This is a genomic window from Alkalicoccobacillus plakortidis (genome assembly GCF_023703085.1).
Taxonomy (GTDB): domain Bacteria; phylum Bacillota; class Bacilli; order Bacillales; family Bacillaceae_D; genus Alkalicoccobacillus; species Alkalicoccobacillus plakortidis.
On record NZ_JAMQJY010000002.1, the window covers coordinates 73,401 to 89,240 of the forward strand.

At 38.2% G+C, this 15,840-nt stretch carries 21 protein-coding genes and 2 pseudogenes; 5 read left to right on the top strand and 18 right to left on the bottom strand.

Annotated elements, in window-relative coordinates; genetic code table 11:
- Nucleotides 1-23: 23 nt before the first annotated feature.
- The 4 genes from NDM98_RS14740 to NDM98_RS14755 all read right to left on the bottom strand — a co-directional run bounded on the left by NDM98_RS14740 (nucleotide 24) and on the right by NDM98_RS14755 (nucleotide 2,312).
- Entirely contained in the window at nucleotides 24-281 is a 258-nt protein-coding gene (locus NDM98_RS14740) for an MDR/zinc-dependent alcohol dehydrogenase-like family protein (RefSeq protein WP_251609370.1), read from the bottom strand.
- A complete protein-coding gene (locus NDM98_RS14745) occupies nucleotides 253-1,065 on the bottom strand; it encodes an alcohol dehydrogenase catalytic domain-containing protein (protein WP_251609372.1) in 813 nt (270 codons plus the stop codon). Before NDM98_RS14745 ends, NDM98_RS14740 begins: the two co-directional genes overlap by 29 nt.
- A 155-nt stretch (nucleotides 1,066-1,220) precedes the next feature.
- The gene (locus NDM98_RS14750; RefSeq protein WP_251609374.1) at nucleotides 1,221-1,838 is read right to left on the bottom strand and encodes a poly-gamma-glutamate hydrolase family protein; all 618 of its coding nucleotides are present in this window, start codon (nucleotides 1,836-1,838) and stop codon (nucleotides 1,221-1,223) included.
- Nucleotides 1,839-1,925: 87 nt separating this feature from the next.
- Nucleotides 1,926-2,312, bottom strand: coding sequence for a hypothetical protein (locus tag NDM98_RS14755; RefSeq protein ID WP_251609376.1), 387 nt, complete (start codon nucleotides 2,310-2,312; stop codon nucleotides 1,926-1,928).
- A gap of 108 nt (nucleotides 2,313-2,420) precedes the next feature.
- On the opposite strand from NDM98_RS14755, the gene NDM98_RS14760 reads away from it, so the two are divergent.
- Nucleotides 2,421-3,512: a metallophosphoesterase gene (locus NDM98_RS14760; protein ID WP_251609378.1), complete on the top strand. Its 1,092-nt coding sequence runs from the start codon at nucleotides 2,421-2,423 to the stop codon at nucleotides 3,510-3,512.
- 493 nt (nucleotides 3,513-4,005) lie between these two features.
- Here the strand turns inward: NDM98_RS14760 and NDM98_RS14765 are convergent, their stop codons facing one another.
- The 10 genes and pseudogenes from NDM98_RS14765 to NDM98_RS14810 all read right to left on the bottom strand — a co-directional run bounded on the left by NDM98_RS14765 (nucleotide 4,006) and on the right by NDM98_RS14810 (nucleotide 11,807).
- Nucleotides 4,006-4,473: a DUF1648 domain-containing protein gene (locus tag NDM98_RS14765; protein ID WP_251609381.1), complete on the bottom strand. Its 468-nt coding sequence runs from the start codon at nucleotides 4,471-4,473 to the stop codon at nucleotides 4,006-4,008.
- Between the two features lie 28 nt (nucleotides 4,474-4,501).
- Nucleotides 4,502-5,482 (bottom strand): NAD-dependent epimerase/dehydratase family protein, encoded by a 981-nt coding sequence (locus NDM98_RS14770; protein WP_251609384.1) that lies wholly within the window; start codon nucleotides 5,480-5,482, stop codon nucleotides 4,502-4,504.
- Nucleotides 5,483-5,943: 461 nt separating this feature from the next.
- Nucleotides 5,944-7,021, bottom strand: a pseudogene (locus NDM98_RS14775) (NADH:flavin oxidoreductase/NADH oxidase).
- A 143-nt stretch (nucleotides 7,022-7,164) separates the two neighbouring features.
- Complete coding sequence (locus tag NDM98_RS14780; RefSeq protein ID WP_251609386.1) at nucleotides 7,165-7,719, bottom strand: class I SAM-dependent methyltransferase; 555 nt, start codon at nucleotides 7,717-7,719, stop codon at nucleotides 7,165-7,167.
- A 131-nt stretch (nucleotides 7,720-7,850) separates the two neighbouring features.
- The gene (locus tag NDM98_RS14785; RefSeq protein WP_251609388.1) at nucleotides 7,851-8,474 is read right to left on the bottom strand and encodes a DJ-1/PfpI family protein; all 624 of its coding nucleotides are present in this window, start codon (nucleotides 8,472-8,474) and stop codon (nucleotides 7,851-7,853) included.
- 116 nt (nucleotides 8,475-8,590) lie between these two features.
- A complete protein-coding gene (locus NDM98_RS14790) occupies nucleotides 8,591-9,088 on the bottom strand; it encodes a GNAT family N-acetyltransferase (protein ID WP_251609390.1) in 498 nt (165 codons plus the stop codon).
- A 153-nt stretch (nucleotides 9,089-9,241) separates the two neighbouring features.
- Nucleotides 9,242-9,694, bottom strand: a complete 453-nt coding sequence (locus tag NDM98_RS14795) for a VOC family protein (protein WP_251609400.1) — start codon at nucleotides 9,692-9,694, stop codon at nucleotides 9,242-9,244.
- A 45-nt stretch (nucleotides 9,695-9,739) separates the two neighbouring features.
- Nucleotides 9,740-11,217, bottom strand: a pseudogene (locus NDM98_RS14800) (protein adenylyltransferase SelO).
- A gap of 122 nt (nucleotides 11,218-11,339) precedes the next feature.
- Nucleotides 11,340-11,537 (bottom strand): hypothetical protein, encoded by a 198-nt coding sequence (locus tag NDM98_RS14805; protein WP_251609403.1) that lies wholly within the window; start codon nucleotides 11,535-11,537, stop codon nucleotides 11,340-11,342.
- Nucleotides 11,538-11,555: 18 nt separating this feature from the next.
- Complete coding sequence (locus tag NDM98_RS14810) at nucleotides 11,556-11,807, bottom strand: hypothetical protein (RefSeq protein ID WP_251609406.1); 252 nt, start codon at nucleotides 11,805-11,807, stop codon at nucleotides 11,556-11,558.
- Between the two features lie 312 nt (nucleotides 11,808-12,119).
- Between NDM98_RS14810 and NDM98_RS14815 the strand changes: the two genes are divergently transcribed.
- The 4 genes from NDM98_RS14815 (at nucleotide 12,120) to NDM98_RS14830 (ending at nucleotide 13,596) form a co-directional block, all read left to right on the top strand.
- Nucleotides 12,120-12,581 (top strand): hypothetical protein, encoded by a 462-nt coding sequence (locus NDM98_RS14815; RefSeq protein ID WP_251609409.1) that lies wholly within the window; start codon nucleotides 12,120-12,122, stop codon nucleotides 12,579-12,581.
- A gap of 84 nt (nucleotides 12,582-12,665) precedes the next feature.
- Nucleotides 12,666-12,980, top strand: a complete 315-nt coding sequence (locus NDM98_RS14820; protein ID WP_251609412.1) for a hypothetical protein — start codon at nucleotides 12,666-12,668, stop codon at nucleotides 12,978-12,980.
- Nucleotides 12,970-13,212 carry a hypothetical protein gene (locus NDM98_RS14825; protein WP_251609416.1) on the top strand — a complete coding sequence of 81 codons (243 nt, stop codon included), beginning with the start codon at nucleotides 12,970-12,972 and terminating at the stop codon, nucleotides 13,210-13,212. Before NDM98_RS14820 ends, NDM98_RS14825 begins: the two co-directional genes overlap by 11 nt.
- A gap of 45 nt (nucleotides 13,213-13,257) precedes the next feature.
- Complete coding sequence (locus NDM98_RS14830) at nucleotides 13,258-13,596, top strand: hypothetical protein (RefSeq protein WP_251609419.1); 339 nt, start codon at nucleotides 13,258-13,260, stop codon at nucleotides 13,594-13,596.
- Here NDM98_RS14830 and NDM98_RS14835 read toward each other — a convergent pair.
- The 4 genes from NDM98_RS14835 to NDM98_RS14850 form a co-directional block, all read right to left on the bottom strand.
- A complete protein-coding gene (locus NDM98_RS14835) occupies nucleotides 13,591-13,977 on the bottom strand; it encodes a hypothetical protein (protein ID WP_251609422.1) in 387 nt (128 codons plus the stop codon). The genes NDM98_RS14830 and NDM98_RS14835 overlap by 6 nt on opposite strands.
- 77 nt (nucleotides 13,978-14,054) lie before the next feature.
- Nucleotides 14,055-14,621: a DUF6434 domain-containing protein gene (locus NDM98_RS14840; RefSeq protein WP_251609424.1), complete on the bottom strand. Its 567-nt coding sequence runs from the start codon at nucleotides 14,619-14,621 to the stop codon at nucleotides 14,055-14,057.
- 16 nt (nucleotides 14,622-14,637) lie between these two features.
- Nucleotides 14,638-15,177, bottom strand: coding sequence for a tubby C-terminal domain-like protein (locus NDM98_RS14845; protein ID WP_444546312.1), 540 nt, complete (start codon nucleotides 15,175-15,177; stop codon nucleotides 14,638-14,640).
- A gap of 30 nt (nucleotides 15,178-15,207) precedes the next feature.
- Nucleotides 15,208-15,540, bottom strand: coding sequence for a nitroreductase family protein (locus tag NDM98_RS14850; protein ID WP_251609430.1), 333 nt, complete (start codon nucleotides 15,538-15,540; stop codon nucleotides 15,208-15,210).
- Between the last annotated feature and the right edge of the window lie 300 nt (nucleotides 15,541-15,840).

The window sequence follows — 15,840 nt, forward strand, 5'->3', positions numbered from 1 at the left end:
CCTTTTAACACCCAAAATTATTTCTATCTTTCTGGATATACAATCACTTTGATACTCTTATCCTTTTGACTCAAAGCATGGTGAAATGCTTCTTGCACTTCACTCATTGCATAAAAATCAGTTAATAGTTTACTAGCTGAATCTTGATCTTGACTTAATAACTCTATAGCCTGTTCAAATGTGTTTCGATATCGATAAATGGGTAGGTAACTGACTTCTTTTTGAATCATTTTTAATAAAGGCATAGCTGAACTAGACTTTGCCTGGAAACCCAATTCCACCTATCTTTCCCCCACGCTTCAAAAGCCTTACAGCCCACTCTAGCGCTTCATCTTTTCCTGTCGTATCTATCACACAGTCATAGCCTCCGAGCATTTCAGCATGATAATCTAACGAGTGAACCGCTTGATCCTCCCTAATTTGGATTCCATGAGTTGATCCTATTTGCTTAGCAATTTCCAAACGAAAAGGTTCAACGTCTGTAACCGAAATCGTTTTAGCTCCAAACCACTTTGCTGCTAGAATCATACATAATCCAACTGGCCCGATTCCCATGATAACGACGTGACTATTTGGTGCTAGCTGTAATTTTTGAGCAGCGTAGATCCCAACTGATAATGGTTCTGCAAGCGTTGCCACTTCATTTGATACGTGATCAGGTATTTTATATGTAAAGTGAGCAGGATGAGCAAGGTATTCCTTTAACACACCATCATTAGGTGGGGTAGAAAGAAATAACACGTCATTACACAAATTATACGTTCCTTTTTTACATGTGGGACACAATCCACAAGGAAGACCAGGCTCGATAACTACTCGGTCGTTTGGTTTAAGATTTTTAACGTTTTCGCCTACTTGTACAACCATACCAGCACACTCATGTCCCTGCACAAGTGGCTTACGAACAACTCGATCTCCAATCCTGCCATGTTCATAATAATGAAGATCTGATCCGCATATCCCAACTGCTTTCACCTTAATAAGTACGTCTTCAGGTCCAATTATAGGCTTGTCTCTCTCATTCAATTTAATCGAGCGAGGTGCCATCAAAACAGCTGCTTTCAAATATAGGTCCTCCCTTCCATTTGATTTCGCTTACATCTTTTTTAAAGCTATACCCCAAAAAACGAGAACAATAACGTCTAGTATTGTTCTCGTTTACATTTAGGCTAATATAAAATTCTTTACTTGAAAAGGTATGACCACAAACTATCACATCTTTACACAAAGCGATCTACTGCTCGCAAAACGGCAGCTACATACTTTGAGAACAGCTCATTTTTTGTTTCGCGCCTTCCAGGTGCCGTGAAGCGCTCAAACAACAATAGCCTTTGTTGGTAGCTTATCTCTAGCTGCACACCTTTTCCTCTTTGATTTTTATTCACAATATTTTCTGGATGAGATCCACCTATCTGGTGAGCAGCAATAGCCTCTTCCGCTTGGAATCCAGCAGCTAAGAGCTCTTCGGCAATAGCTGCACGAAGCTTATAGTCGAGTCCTCCTACGATCGTGTTCATCTCAGACCCACCTGAATAGCCATGATAAGAGATTGTATAAGAAGACGCCGCTACCAAGTCTAAACACTGTGGCTCATCAAAATGTACTGAAGTTATATGCAAATTAGCATTCCCAGAAGAACGAATGCCTTCGAAACAATAAAAAGAATCACGATCAGCAGCAGAATATTCAGCCAGTTCACTCGTTCCAGGTTCAATGCCGCCTCCATGAATCGCTTTGAACAGAATAGTAGACTGCTTAGTTTGATAGCGAATTTGATAATCTCTTCCTATCTCATTATCTCGTTTAAGTTCTTCAATATTTTGATAAAGGTCGTTCATCTAGATCCACTCCTTTATAGGAATCAATTACCCGTTCTCATACTGAATTATGATTTCTTTTATAGAAAGGAGGTTGGGATATTTTTGCTAGCCATTAAAACGAACAACATAATATCTAAGAATTTTAGAGAGTAAACAGAATAATGGCGTTACCAAGAAAAAAGGAGAAACCATTTCAACTAAACTCAAATCAAATGGAATAAATCTACCAACAATTGTTGCAACCATTATTAAAATAACAGGCCAAGCCCATTCTCCTAATGTAAGAGAAAGATAATGAAGAGGGCCAATAATCATGACTAATGGCAAATAAGAAAAAAGAAAAAACCAAATCATCGTTAAATTAAACTCCATACCTAAAGGTAAGTGTCCCTTTGATAAATAAGGATAAATAAGGACTGCTATAAGTGAAAACAATATACTCGTCAGAATTGTGGTAAGCCCCATATCAAACAGAAATCGATTCTCTTTCATCTAGTACCTCAAATGTATGGATTTTTTTAGTTCTGCGTATCTTCAATAAGAATTGTTCGTTATAATAGTAGAAATGAGCGTAGATTTATTAATGTCAGGAGAATTGTCATGAATACAACATTTGGTTTAGTGATTTTTTTAACAATTTATGCAGTAATCTCGTTTTACATAGGTTACAATGGTTGGAAATGGGGAAAGGCTGCACTAGCTCTAAAATGGAAAAAAACATATATTCTTGTTATCCTACTTTTATCTTCCGCATACATCCTCTCCATGTTTTTGTCGTCTAGAATCCTCCAATTAGTTGGTGGCTATTGGTTGGTCATCTTCGGATACTGTTGTATAATACTTCCAATTATAAATCTAGTATACTTTATCTCAAAGAGAAATGTGAAGTGGAAAATACGAAGTGGTTATGTCACCCTAGCTTTTTTTGCCTTTGTTTTAATTTATGGCTCTTATAATGCTTGGACTCCAACTGTACGAGACTATTCAATCGAAATAAATAACCCTGATAAAGAAATGCAAGGTGAGCAGATTAAGCTTCTAATTGCAGCGGATTTACACCTAGGCGAAGTAATTGGTGAACGTCACTTACAACGATTTGTAGAGGTGGTACAACAAGAGGAACCAGATTTAGTGTTGCTCTCAGGAGATATTATTGATAATAGCATCTCTCCTTATTTCGCAAATAATTTATCGGACACAATGAGTCAATTAGATGCTCCACTTGGCGTCTACGCCGTGCCAGGCAACCATGATTATTATGGAGGAGATCTCTATTTATTACGCGATGAATTCAAGGAGATCGGATTTAACTTTTTAATGGATGAAATCGAAACCGTTAACGATCAACTTACCATCATCGGACGAAACGACTACACAGACAAAGACAGACAATCAATTGAACAGTTAATGGACCAAGCCGACAACAATTTACCGGTGATCATGCTTGATCACCAACCAAGAGAAATTACTGAAGCCCAGCAAAGTGGAGTCGACCTCATCATCTCAGGACACACACACCGCGGGCAAGTTTTCCAAGCCAACCTCATTACTAGCGCACTGTATGAAAACGACTGGGGACACTTACAAAAAGACCAACTCCACTCCTTTACAACATCAGGTTTCGGATTCTGGGGACCCGCCCTACGCATCGGCAGCCGCTCCGAAGTCATGACCGTCACACTAAATTATTAAAAAAACGCATCTAGCACACGAGCTGTGTGAGAGATGCGTTTTTTTGCGGGTATGATGCGCACGTGGTGCTTGTTAGGTTTTGGTTTTGGCCTGTTAGGTGGATCCTTGGCCTGTTAGATCTTTGTTTTGGCTCGTTAGGTCGATCCTTGGCCTTTTAATTCCCTGCTTTGGCTCGTTAGGTGGTTTCTTGGCCTGCTAGTTCTCCGCTTTGGCTTATTAGGATGGCTCTTGGCCTGTTAGTTCCCTACTTTGGCTCGTTAGGTCGATCCTTGGCCTTTTAGTTTTCATTTTGGCTCGTTAGACTTGTTCTTGGCTTGTTAGATCTCCGATTTGGCTTGTTAGACTCGTTCTTGGCCTGTTAGTTCCCCGCTTTGGCTTGTTAGACTTCCTCTTGGCCTGTTAGGTCCCCGCTTTGGCTCGTTAGACAGCCTCTTGGCCTATTACTTCCCCGCTTTGACTTGTTACACTCGCTCTTGCCCCGCATCTAAGCCCTTCAATCCTCCGCCTTCAATAAAATTGACCAAAATAAAACATACACAGGATATATCAAAGTTACAGTAAGCATCGCCCCTGCCAAGGTTAATGCCATTACAGTACTTTGATTTAATGCTGCTAGAAGAAACGCCTGATTCGCTAAAATCAACATCATAAATGAACAATTCTTCAGCACAATACTTAATGTTCTACCTTTTTCATACATCAAGTGTTTGTTTGCTTCTGTTAAATTTATATAATTAAGATTCTCTGGTTTTCGAGTAATTAAATGAATAACTAACCAGAGAACAATCGCTCCTCCAGGCATAAGAAGTAATAATGCCTTACTCCCCCACTGTGTTGCTTCGTTGAGATGATTATATTGGATAGCTATTTCTGCTGGGAGCGTTGGCCAAAAATAAATGAGATAGCCTACATGAATAACAAACACAATGAAACCTAGACTTAACATTAACTTCCCCATCATCTATTGCACCTTCACCATCGTTCCGACTTTATTTACTACTAATCTCTTGAGAAAACGCTAAGACTTTTTTATACGTCTCGCTTTCTTCATATTGATCAAATATGCCACTCTCTTCACACCATTTATATGCTTTTTCCAAACCCTCTTTTAAAAGAATCTTCGGTAATGGCAAACCATATTCAAGAAGTTTACTGTTGTCCATTACATACGTTATGTCTCTAAAAGGAAAAAACTCTCCTACCGTGACATTCAATTCAGACATCCCTTTTTCAGTTATTCCACTAACAGGTACTTTTGTCCCTGCCACTTCATTTATTGTTTGAACAAGGGTTAGCCAATCCACCTGTTCTGCGTCCGTTAAGTTAAATGCTTCACCCACAACTAATTTGTTATCCATTGATTCAAGTAAAATCTGTACAACATCTTTAATATGAATAAATTGTACCTTTGCCTCACCTGAAACTGGGATCACAATGGGCAGAGATTTTACAGCTCTACTAAAAAGAAAGGATTCCCGCTTTAAGTTATTTCCTTCACCATAGATATAGGAAGGTCTAAAAGTCACATACGGAAATGCTGTCTCTTTATATAGATTCATAAGATAATCTTCAGCCAGCTTTTTATTAAAGCCATACTCTTTCCAGTTCTCGTTTCTACCTCTCTCATCAGATTCCTTCATGAGCTCGGTAGTTGGTTTATAAACAGCGCCAGAACTCACAAAGATATATCTCTTTAATGAGCTAGTATCTAGAGAATCCACCAGAATCTCAACATCTTCTTTTGTATAAGCAGATACATCAAATATGTAGTCATAATTCTTATTTTTAAAGATTGCTTTCATTTGCTCTTTGTTTTTTCGATCTGCAATAAGATGCTTGTGGTAACCGTCAAAATCGATCTCTCTTTGCCCTCTTGTGACAAAGTCTACTTCATATCCTTTTTTGATAAGTTCCAATAAAATAGCCCGACTTATAAATTCCGTTCCACCCATTACTAATACTTTATTCATAAAAATCCCCTGTCTACAATATCGTTTTTTTCAACTATAGTTCATCTTACCACTTCCCTACCTCACCACTCTATAGCAAGTACATGACTTCTATAGTAATATATATTTGGAAACAAAAAGACTGGGGTGTATGGAAAGTTAACAGCTATTATGAAGTGAATCATGGGGAGACGCAAAGCGATCTTCCATCAAGAGTTAAAACAGCTCAATTAAAACAACATAAAAAACGAAACAAAGCGTTAAATTTCATTAGATTTTTCCTTTTATTCTGCGTTGCAGTTGCCGTCAGTTATTATTCAAGTAAATTTTTCCCTCGCGAAAGCGGCACAGGTATCTACTTAATAGGTGTGTTTATAAGTTCAATTGTTACGATGGGATTTTGGTTTTTAGTCTTTTCATCCTTCCAAAAAAAATAACAAAGTGAACATGCTACATGTCCACTTTGTTATTCATTCCTTGCCTTACCAGCCTCGCTCGTACTGCGGTGGTGTATCCAGGTGATCTGTTTGATGGATAGCTTGTGCGGCACGTAGTGGCCAATAAGGATCGCGCAGTAATTCACGAGCTAACAGGATGATATCTGCGCGTCCATTACGAATATGATCATCTGCCTGCATGCCTTCAGTAATTAGCCCTACCGCTGCCGTAGCAATTCCTGCTTCACGACGAATTCTCTCTGCAAACTGAACCTGATAACCAGGCCCAACATCAATGGATGGATTCGGTGTGTTTCCACCAGAGCTGCAGTCAATTAAATCAACGCCCTCATCCTTCAATCGCTTAGAAAGCTCAACAGAATCTTCTATCGTCCATCCACCTTCTGCCCAATCCGTGCTTGAGATACGTACAGTAAATGGTAGATTCTCTGGCCACTCCTTACGCATAACACGAACCGTTTCCAAGCACAAAACGAATTCGATTTTCAAAACTACCACCATACTCATCTGTGCGAGTATTACTTAACGGCGAATAAAAGCTATGAGCCAAGTACCCATGAGCTGCATGAAATTCCATCCATTCAAAGCCTGCCTCTAAGCTACGAATTGTCGCCTGCCGGAATGCCTCCTGTACCTCATGAATGTCTTCAATAGGTAGCTCTTTCGGTGTACGATATGCTTCAGAAAAACCGATTGCACTAGGACCAACAACATCCAAGCCACCTTCTTGATCTGATACATCTACCCCATGATCAGGCTGCTTCCATGGTGCATAAGATGATGCTTTACGCCCAGCATGGGCTAGTTGGATGCCAGGCACAGCGCCTTGATCTTTAATAAATCGAGTAATAGGTTTAAATGCCTGCGTATGTTCATCCGTATATATGCCAAGATCCTCAGGAGAAATTCGGCCTTCTGGAACAACCGCACTTGCTTCAGCAATCACAAGACCCGCGCCACCTACTGCACGAGAACCTAAGTGAACCAAATGCCAGTCATTAGGTATGCCATCTACTGCACTATATTGACACATTGGGGATACCCCAATTCGATTTCGCAACGTGATTCCTTTAATTGTGAATGGTGAAAATAAATTAGCCATACGTTCCTCCCATATTTTATGATTACACGTATTTTACACTCGTAATCTAGCAAGTGTCGAAGATTCTGCTTGGTACTGACTCCATATTGGTTAGACAGTTAGAACGAAAATCATTCTGACCTGCACGTACCGTACCTTTCACCTTATTTCTCACCTACAATTATATATACTGGTTGATTTGCTATCTTCTTCTCAGGAAAAAACATCTCTTTTATTGTGAAGCCTGCTTTTATCATTTCAGTTTTCATCTCTATAGATTTCACTCTAGGTGCTTGGATTCCTTCTACATGTTCTAGTTCAATACAAACAAATAAACCATTGTTTTTTAGTACCTTATAGATTTCACTTAATGCTGTAGGGAGAGGTTGAACCTCGTGTAATGAAATTGAAGCTACTGCTTTATCAAAACTCTCACTCTCTAACGGAATATCTTTGAAGTCACCTACTCTTGTTTCTATGTTCTTGATATTTTTTTGATTGGCAACCTTTTCAAGATAGTGAAGAACATCTGAGTCAAAATCAAAAGCAACCACTGACTTCACGCGCTCGGCAATAGCAAGTGACATATAACCCGTTCCGGCTCCTACATCTAATACACGATCTTCTCGATTAAGCGATAAGTATGTACATACTTCATTAGCCTTTACCCTTTCAATGTTTTCTAAGTTATTAATTTTTCTTTCAAGTCTTTGGTTCATAATTATAACCCCCTATTAAAGATATAACGAGTCTATAATAACTATAATATATCCAACACGTATTGTAAAAGTTTTTAATTTCATTTAAATTGACCGAATACTAAAAACCAATATCAAGTTCGACATTGGTTTTAGTATTCTTCTATTAAATATTCAATTGTTTCGGCTGTTCTCTTTGATGCTTCTTCTCCTACTAGTTTTTGAACAATATAAAGAGCCATATTTATCCCTGATGAAACGCCTGCAGAAGTGATAACCTTGCCTTCATCAACATATTTTACGTCCTTTACAACTTCTGTATAAGGATAAGCTCTAGTCAATATACCTAACGCAGCACGATTGGTTGTAGCTCTTTTTCCTTTTAGCAAACCAGACTCTGCTAAAATGATAGCTCCTGTGCACACAGAAGCTATCATTGCATCATTATTTCGAGCAACCCACTCTACCACTTCTTTGATTTTAAGAACCGTTTGAATCGTTTTTAATGTCCCTCCAGGAACCAAGATCAGATCAAAGATGGGAGCCTTTTGAAAACAATAATCAGGTGTAATCATTAACCCGTGATTAGCTTTAATCGGCTTACCCTCTTGAGAGACCGTATACACTTTAAACGGTTTATTATCTAAGTAATTCGTCAATAGCTCCTTAACATCCTTTTTATGAAACGTTGTCATATTAAACACTTCATAAGGACCAACAAAATCTAATGCATCAACACCATCAAAAAGAAGAATACCTACGTGGTACGTTTTCATTTTATCAGCCTCCTAGTAGTTCCCATTATACCCGACCTGGGTATTAGAAACAGCAAAAAACCAATATCTAATCTGATATTGGTTAAATAGTAAGGTGTATAAACGAAGACATCAAATCACTCCTCATTCAGCTCTAAAGAATACCCCTTATAAATCTTACCCCAATCAATCGGTCTTTCCATTCTTCGTTCTGGCTCTTTTAGTGCAGAAAACCCGTACTGTTCATACAATGTGTGAGCATCATTTGTGCCGAGATTAAATCGAGTTCCACTTAACTGTGGATGCTCTGTTATAACCTCAAGCAACCACTTACTTAACCCTCGCCCCCGATAATCAGGCAAGATAAACACATCACATAACCAAGAAAAACGCACAAGATCAGAAATAACACGCGCGAATCCAACTAGCTTCGCCTCATTATTCGTTGGATCTTGATCATACACACCATAACAAAGAATCGAGTTATCTATTGCAGCTATCACAAGCTCCTTAGGCGTATCCTCTGCCCACCAGTAAGAATCTTTGGTTAGGAAGTTGTGAATGGCATCAATATCTAGATACTGTTTATCTGTGCTAATAGTGAAAGTTTTGTGAGTGTAGGTTAGGTTTTTCAAAGTAACTTACTCCGTTTCTAATCGTTTTTTTATTCTGTAGTTGATATTTCATTTATTTTAGCATAATTACCCAGTACTATTGGTGGTCAATGTACAAAAAAGAGAGAAAGCACTCTTCTCTCTTAATCATCAATTTTTATTTCAGAAAGCTTTTTATTCATTCCCCAATTCCTCCGCCAACCCAATCAAAATTCCTTCTGGCCCACGAATGTAGCAGAGTCGATATGAGTCCTGGTACTGAACTACTTCTCCAACGAGTTCGGCACCGTTTTTAGTGAGTCTGGATACCATTTCGTTAATGTCTTCAACAGTGAACATGGCGCGTAGATAACCGAGGGCGTTTACGGGGGCAGTCCGGTGATCTGAAATCGTTGGTGGGTTTAGAAATCGCGAAAGTTCAATTCGGCTGTGGCCATCTGGGGTAACCATCATTGCAATTTCTACTTGTTGAGATTCCAATCCGGTAACACGACCAGCCCAATCACCTTCGACAGTGGCTCGTCCTTCGAGGTTCAAGCCAACTTCCTCGAAGAACGAGATTGCCTCATCAAGCGATTCTACAACGATGCCGATATTGTCCATTCTTAATAATTTGTTTTTTGGCATCGATTGATCTCCTTATGAGTTTCTTCTTCGTTTTTTACAGTCATTTCATGTCCCACAAAACGTCCGATAATCTTTGCCTTCATCTCCTGGTCCGTGCTTATACGCTTCTTGCTCAGTGCTGTAAGCATAAGGATCCTGCATCACTTGAAGTAATTGCTGCAAGACGCTGTAATCCCCTTCCTCAACTGCTGCATCGAGCGCTTCTTCCACACGATGGTTACGGGGAATGATCGCTGGGTTGTGGGTTTTCATCAGTTGATGTACTTCCTCTGTTGATTGTGATTGACGTGTGAGTCTTGCCTTCCATTGATCGTGCCAATCTGAGAATTCTTTTGAGCAGCTTAGTGCGGGTTCTTCGGAAAGATCTGCAAGTGTAAGAGCTCTGAATGTATTGGTAAAGTCAGCTTCAGTTGATTTCATGATGCTAAACAAGTTATCAATTAGCTCTTGATCTTGTTCTTCTATTGTAAAAAGTCCAAGCTTTTTACTCATGCCACCATACCAGCTATTCAGATAAATGGTTTTGAAGGTCGCTAACTCATCTTGTACAAGTTTGATGGCTTCATCCTTATCCTGATGAATAAGTGGGACAAGTGTTTCGGCAAAGCGAGCAAGATTCCAGTTTGCGATATAGGGTTGGTTACCATATGCATATCGTGCTTGGACATCAATCGAGCTGAATACAGTTTCTGGATTATACGTATTCATAAAGGCACATGGTCCGTAGTCAATCGTTTCGCCACTTATTGCCATGTTATCGGTGTTCATCACGCCATGGATAAAACCTACTAGCTGCCATTCTGCGATAAGCTCGGCCTGTCTCTTGAGCACTAGTTGATAAAAAGTGAGATACGGGTTTTCAGTGGATGCAGCTTCTGGATAGTGACGGTTGATCGCATAATCCGCAGCTTTTTTAGTTCTTCGGTATTTCCTTTTGCGGCAGCATATTGGAATGTGCCAACACGAAGATGACTTGATGCAACTCTAGTCATAATCGCTCCTGGTAAACCAATCTCACGTAGAACTAGCTCTCCTGTTGTCACCACTGCGAGGCTTCTTGTTGTCGGAATACCTAGACTATGCATCGATTCACTAATAATATATTCACGTAACATTGGACCAAGTGCAGCTCGACCGTCTCCACCTCTTGAAAAAGCCGTACGTCCAGAGCCTTTGAGCTGAATATCAAAGCGCTTTTGATCTGGAGTGATCTGTTCTCCTACTAACAGTGCACGTCCATCTCCAAGCATTGTAAAATTACCAAACTGATGCCCTGCATAAGCCTGTGCGAGTGCATGCCCGCCTTCAGGAATGTTGTTTCCAGCCAGTATATTTACTTCGTTTTGTTCACGTAAACGTGCAGAATTAAGCCCAAGTTTTGCTGCAAGAGATTCATTTAATAATACAAGTTCAGGTGACTTCACAATATTTGGTTCAAACAGGCTGTAAAAATCCTTTGGTAGCTTCTCATAGCTATTATCAAAATTCCAGCCCACTTTATGTTGAAGGTCTTGATGAGACATAATATCCCCTTCTTTGCTTAGTATTTATCGGATTCTTCCTAATTTTAGCATAGAACAGATTGTGATTAAAATTTAGTAAAACCAGATGATACCTGCGAACATAATCAGACCGCAAATACTATTTACCCAGCCTGCTTTTTTTCTTTAAACAGAAAGGCAATTACACCAGAAATGATAAAGGAACTTGCCAAACAAATGAAAAAGAGGTTCAAGAGGTATACTGTATTCATCTCATTACTTAGTGCAAGAGCGGCCACTATGACTAAAACAACTACAAAACCAAGCCTAATAAAGATATCAACTTTACGCCATGTGCTCATTCCGCCTCACTATCCTTATTAAAATTGAAACCAAAGAATAAATACTAACAAAACGCCTCCGCAAACAAAGTTAATTTTTGCATCTTTTCGTTTATCAAATCTCCAAGAGTTTACTCCTAAAGCCAACATCATAACGGCTAAGCCACATGCTGAGATGTAAACTGGGTTAATCACATCTATACGAAACAACGAAAAATATAACATTAATAAAATAAGCGGAACAACAAATAACGTTCGAATTAAAAGATCAGCTTTGCGCCACTTACTCATTGCTCATCACCGCCCTTATTTAACAGCTACCCACTTATGTACAAAAGCAAAAGTGGTTTTTGATATTCGTTTTGATTTTTGAGCACTTTGTTTATATTTTTGCGCATATTGAACTTTTTTGAACGTATTCATTTACTTTTTGAGCACCAAGCCTTCCCTTTTTGAGCATTTTTAAAATTTTTGCCCCTTCGTATCTTGTTATTGAGCATCTGGATCTTTTTTTTGCCCATGTAATTGAAGCGATTCTAATCATATTTATGCTGAGATTCCAATACAGTTTTAAAGGACAAACTTTCGGAGGGAGGCTCGGCCTTGGAATTTCTACATTACATGACTTTGTTTTTGTTAAGCTCCATTCCTTTTGTTGAGATTTTTATTACGATTCCTTTGGGTCTGTTCCTATATAAATTCGACCCTACGGTTGTTGCAATCGTATGCTTTTTAGGCAATGCGACCGGCATCATTAGTTTCCTATTGCTGTACTCCTTATTTGAAGGTCGTATATCTTTTCATTCTGTAAATTCAACTTATCCAGAGAAAAAGCACGGTTCCCAAAAACGAAATGCGCTCATCGAAAAAACCTTTAAAAGGTTTGGTGTTTTTGGTGCAGCAATCATCATTCCAATGGTGTTAAGCTCTCACCTAGGTGTTTTTTTCTATCGAACCATCGGGGTCGGTAAGATTTATTTATTGCATTGGATATTAGCTGGTTTAGCATTCTGGACGATTGTACTAACAACTGCCTGTGTAATTTTCCCTTCGCTGATTAGATAACCCGGTTTAGGTTTATTCAGCATAACTCAGGGTAAGGAAGGATATGTAAGTAAAGGCAATTAAAAATAGAGAGGAGATGTTCGATTGTCACTTGGTCGTTTGTTCCTTATTAGTGTTGGTTTAGCTCTTCTATCTGTTTTTATCACTCCCCCGCATCGATTCGTAATGGAGCATGGCATGACGATCTCTTATGGATTCCCTGTAAAATTCATGGAATATTACAGCTCAAATGGCGAGGAACCCGCCAGATGGGAATTGTTCACTTTTATCCAAACCTCTCTGCAAATAGGTGAATTATTAATTTGTGCCGCCTATTATTTTTTTGTTTTTCTTATCATTAAGCTATTCAGGGATAAGTTTAAAAAAGATCGTGAGGAGGAGTTAGGGCATGAGCAGTGAAAAAGATGGGATTCTTTTAGACAAAACCACTATGATAGGAATTGTCTCTATTTTTATAGGCATTGCATTTTTTCTTGCAGTAGTTCTGATCTATCCGCTTGGGAATGAGAGCTCATGGGGTGGCATGGGTATTTTGGTTATAAGTGCTATCTTCGGTATAGGCGGGTTGCTTTTAATCATCATGAAAATTCTCTTTACTCTAATTACTCATTTTAAACATCGTCAACATTAAAACCATAGAAAGTGTAACCTAAAAATCTCAAAGGAGATCATTCACGTGATTAACCAAAAAAGATCTCACATCTTCTATATCATTATTTCTTCCATGGCTATCATTGTTTTAGCAATCCTTTACACCATAGAAACAAACAAAACAATAACAACTCCAGAATTAATAGAGTCACTACTTATTGAGAATGACCTAGAGAATGTGAATAGTGAAGCTTCCATAGAATCACTTTCAGCCTTACAAGATTTTATCCGATCAGAAAACTTCGAAAGCTCATCCAATTACTTAGAGTTAAAGGGAAACGACACAAACTATGTTGTACAATTCCGATATGAAGAAAACCGCGAGATACGAATCTTAGGGATTAAAGAGGTTGCGGGATCATAAGTTTTTATGCCTTTTTTCTTCAATAAGCTTTAACCACTTTTTATTATCCGTGAAGCCAGTGTAAAAACTCCAGTTAATCATTAGATAGATTTTTCTATTTGAATGAGTAATGATAAGCGGTTCTCCCTTTAAGAAGAATCCCGGCCTAGAGTCAACATTGGTGGTAAATCTACTAAAGTTTTCATCAAACTCACACGATATAGACTGAATCTCATTTAATTTGATCTCGCACCAATTTTCCAATACCAATTTATCATGATTTAATTCAACTTGGCCACCAAACTCAAATCTATATTTCGGATGAATCATGCCTGATATTTTTTCTGAAAAAGTGGCGTTATTTAAACTCAAAGCAGTGCTACCAAAATACGTTGCGTTCATACGATCAACTCCCGAGATACGTCTCATTTATAAGTTATCTACGTATTTATAACTTATGGGTTTCAAGATAGTAGAAATTAGTTAGATCCATATCTATTGCTTCCGGGCAGCTGCTTAATCTTATTCCAGGTCTTAATTGCTTCTTTTCGACCCTTCCCTTTATTATTAGGATCAGCAAAAAAATCACGAATAAATTGGTTGTATTCAAATTGTGGTGCAATCTTAGTTTTGTATGTAGGATCTTTTTTACGCTTTTCTTCCTCATTCCAATTATCAATTACATCTCGATAGGTTTTCCCCACATTATGTTTAAAGTAGTTTTGGATATGCGTTGAAAAGTGAAAATTCGGGATAACTGACTTGAAAAATGCTCGAACATGTTGACTACAACGATGATTTTCAGTAATGACCGTATTAAGGCTTAATTCAAGTTGTGGAGTGGGCTTTGTACTCTTTTTCTGTTGTCTAGAAGGCTTTTTAATTTCTCCAGTGCGCAAAAATAATTCAATACGCTCCGAAAGCTCTATTTTTGAACCTGAAGTACTGATGCCATTCTCTCGACAAAAAGAATGTAACTCTTCCTTTAACCAATAAAAATCCTTAAATTCTTCTACATGAGTATCTTTAGTCAAACTAGGTCTCATACCTTACCTCCATCTATTAATCCATTGGAATAACCGCAATTAGACTGAGTAAATAAATTTCTTCTAAAGATAGTCTTTCTTCTACATACATTTTTATATAAAAGGTTCTTCCTATTATCAAATGATTAAAATATGTATTCGCTATTTTCGTTCCATTTTCAGTCTTAATCATTGTATTCTTATCAAGAAAGTCATTCGTTAAATAAAAAGTCTCATGTTCCTTATAATACGCAAACGTTGGATTCGTTGTAATCTTTGATTCATTAACAAGCAACCCTACTTGTTGTTGTTCATGATTAAATAGAGTCCATCTTAATTTAAACAATGTATCTTTTATACTGTGGGCATGCACTTCAAATCCTTGCTCAGAATTAGAGTAGTTAAATCTGTAATTCGTTTTATTATAGATTGTCAGGTATCTGCTCACTACCTCATCCATTTTTGAAGAATAAAACGGCTGAATGCTTCCAATCTCCCTTTCATCAGCATCCAAGATATGAATTGCTTTCATAGATCTCTTCCAAGCAGGGAGTTTAAAAGTGTAGTCATAGGTCATTTTTTAGCTCCTTCTTATTTTGAAGTGGCTCTATTTCATTTGTTCTCCAACTGGTACTAGGTATATCGTTTTAAAATTGATTAGAGGTATACGTTCATTAGCTGCATCATCAATAAAACCGCCTATTGGGGCGATACCCAAGTTTAGTGAACTAGCTACTAGGTTCATATTTTGCATAATGTGACCTGCTTCTAACAAACTAAAACGGTAACCTCTCTCACCATAATGTTGATTCACTTCATCAAAGTTTGTCCCTAAAATGAAACACAGATTAAAATCAATTCCGTCTTGTACAAATGCATTCAGAAATTCCCTGTATTCGCTTAGCCATACAATAGAATGATTTCCAAGCATTATATTCATAGATGCCTGTTTTCACTCTCTCCACATTTTTAATAACAACCAAAATTTTAAGTTTATACAAGGCACCTGCTGAGGGATACATTCTTTTCTCATTTCTTTTCCCCACGGACCACTTTAAAAGTGTCCCCAATTTAAGTTTGTCTACTGCCTTGCCTATAAATACTTGTTTGGAAGATGTTCTTAACTCCAATGACTCCATCAAGCTTTTGTCTATATCTTCGTATTCTAAATGAATTGCGTTCGCCGAATGTGTATTATTAATATCATTAAGGTTAATCTCCGGTTTTGACATTGGTGGCC

What these genes read in the sequence shown, in the direction of transcription:
- NDM98_RS14750 (WP_251609374.1), bottom strand. Translation starts at nt 1,838, where the DNA reads ATGAACGACCTTTATCAAAATATTGAAGAACTTAAACGAGATAATGAG.
- NDM98_RS14755 (WP_251609376.1), bottom strand. Translation starts at nt 2,312, where the DNA reads ATGAAAGAGAATCGATTTCTGTTTGATATGGGGCTTACCACAATTCTG.
- NDM98_RS14760 (WP_251609378.1), top strand. Translation starts at nt 2,421, where the DNA reads ATGAATACAACATTTGGTTTAGTGATTTTTTTAACAATTTATGCAGTA.
- NDM98_RS14765 (WP_251609381.1), bottom strand. Translation starts at nt 4,473, where the DNA reads ATGATGGGGAAGTTAATGTTAAGTCTAGGTTTCATTGTGTTTGTTATT.
- NDM98_RS14770 (WP_251609384.1), bottom strand. Translation starts at nt 5,482, where the DNA reads ATGAATAAAGTATTAGTAATGGGTGGAACGGAATTTATAAGTCGGGCT.
- NDM98_RS14780 (WP_251609386.1), bottom strand. Translation starts at nt 7,719, where the DNA reads ATGAACCAAAGACTTGAAAGAAAAATTAATAACTTAGAAAACATTGAA.
- NDM98_RS14785 (WP_251609388.1), bottom strand. Translation starts at nt 8,474, where the DNA reads ATGAAAACGTACCACGTAGGTATTCTTCTTTTTGATGGTGTTGATGCA.
- NDM98_RS14795 (WP_251609400.1), bottom strand. Translation starts at nt 9,694, where the DNA reads ATGCCAAAAAACAAATTATTAAGAATGGACAATATCGGCATCGTTGTA.
- NDM98_RS14805 (WP_251609403.1), bottom strand. Translation starts at nt 11,537, where the DNA reads ATGAGCACATGGCGTAAAGTTGATATCTTTATTAGGCTTGGTTTTGTA.
- NDM98_RS14810 (WP_251609406.1), bottom strand. Translation starts at nt 11,807, where the DNA reads ATGAGTAAGTGGCGCAAAGCTGATCTTTTAATTCGAACGTTATTTGTT.
- NDM98_RS14825 (WP_251609416.1), top strand. Translation starts at nt 12,970, where the DNA reads ATGAGCAGTGAAAAAGATGGGATTCTTTTAGACAAAACCACTATGATA.
- NDM98_RS14835 (WP_251609422.1), bottom strand. Translation starts at nt 13,977, where the DNA reads ATGAACGCAACGTATTTTGGTAGCACTGCTTTGAGTTTAAATAACGCC.
- NDM98_RS14840 (WP_251609424.1), bottom strand. Translation starts at nt 14,621, where the DNA reads ATGAGACCTAGTTTGACTAAAGATACTCATGTAGAAGAATTTAAGGAT.
- NDM98_RS14845 (WP_444546312.1), bottom strand. Translation starts at nt 15,177, where the DNA reads ATGACCTATGACTACACTTTTAAACTCCCTGCTTGGAAGAGATCTATG.
- NDM98_RS14850 (WP_251609430.1), bottom strand. Translation starts at nt 15,540, where the DNA reads ATGAATATAATGCTTGGAAATCATTCTATTGTATGGCTAAGCGAATAC.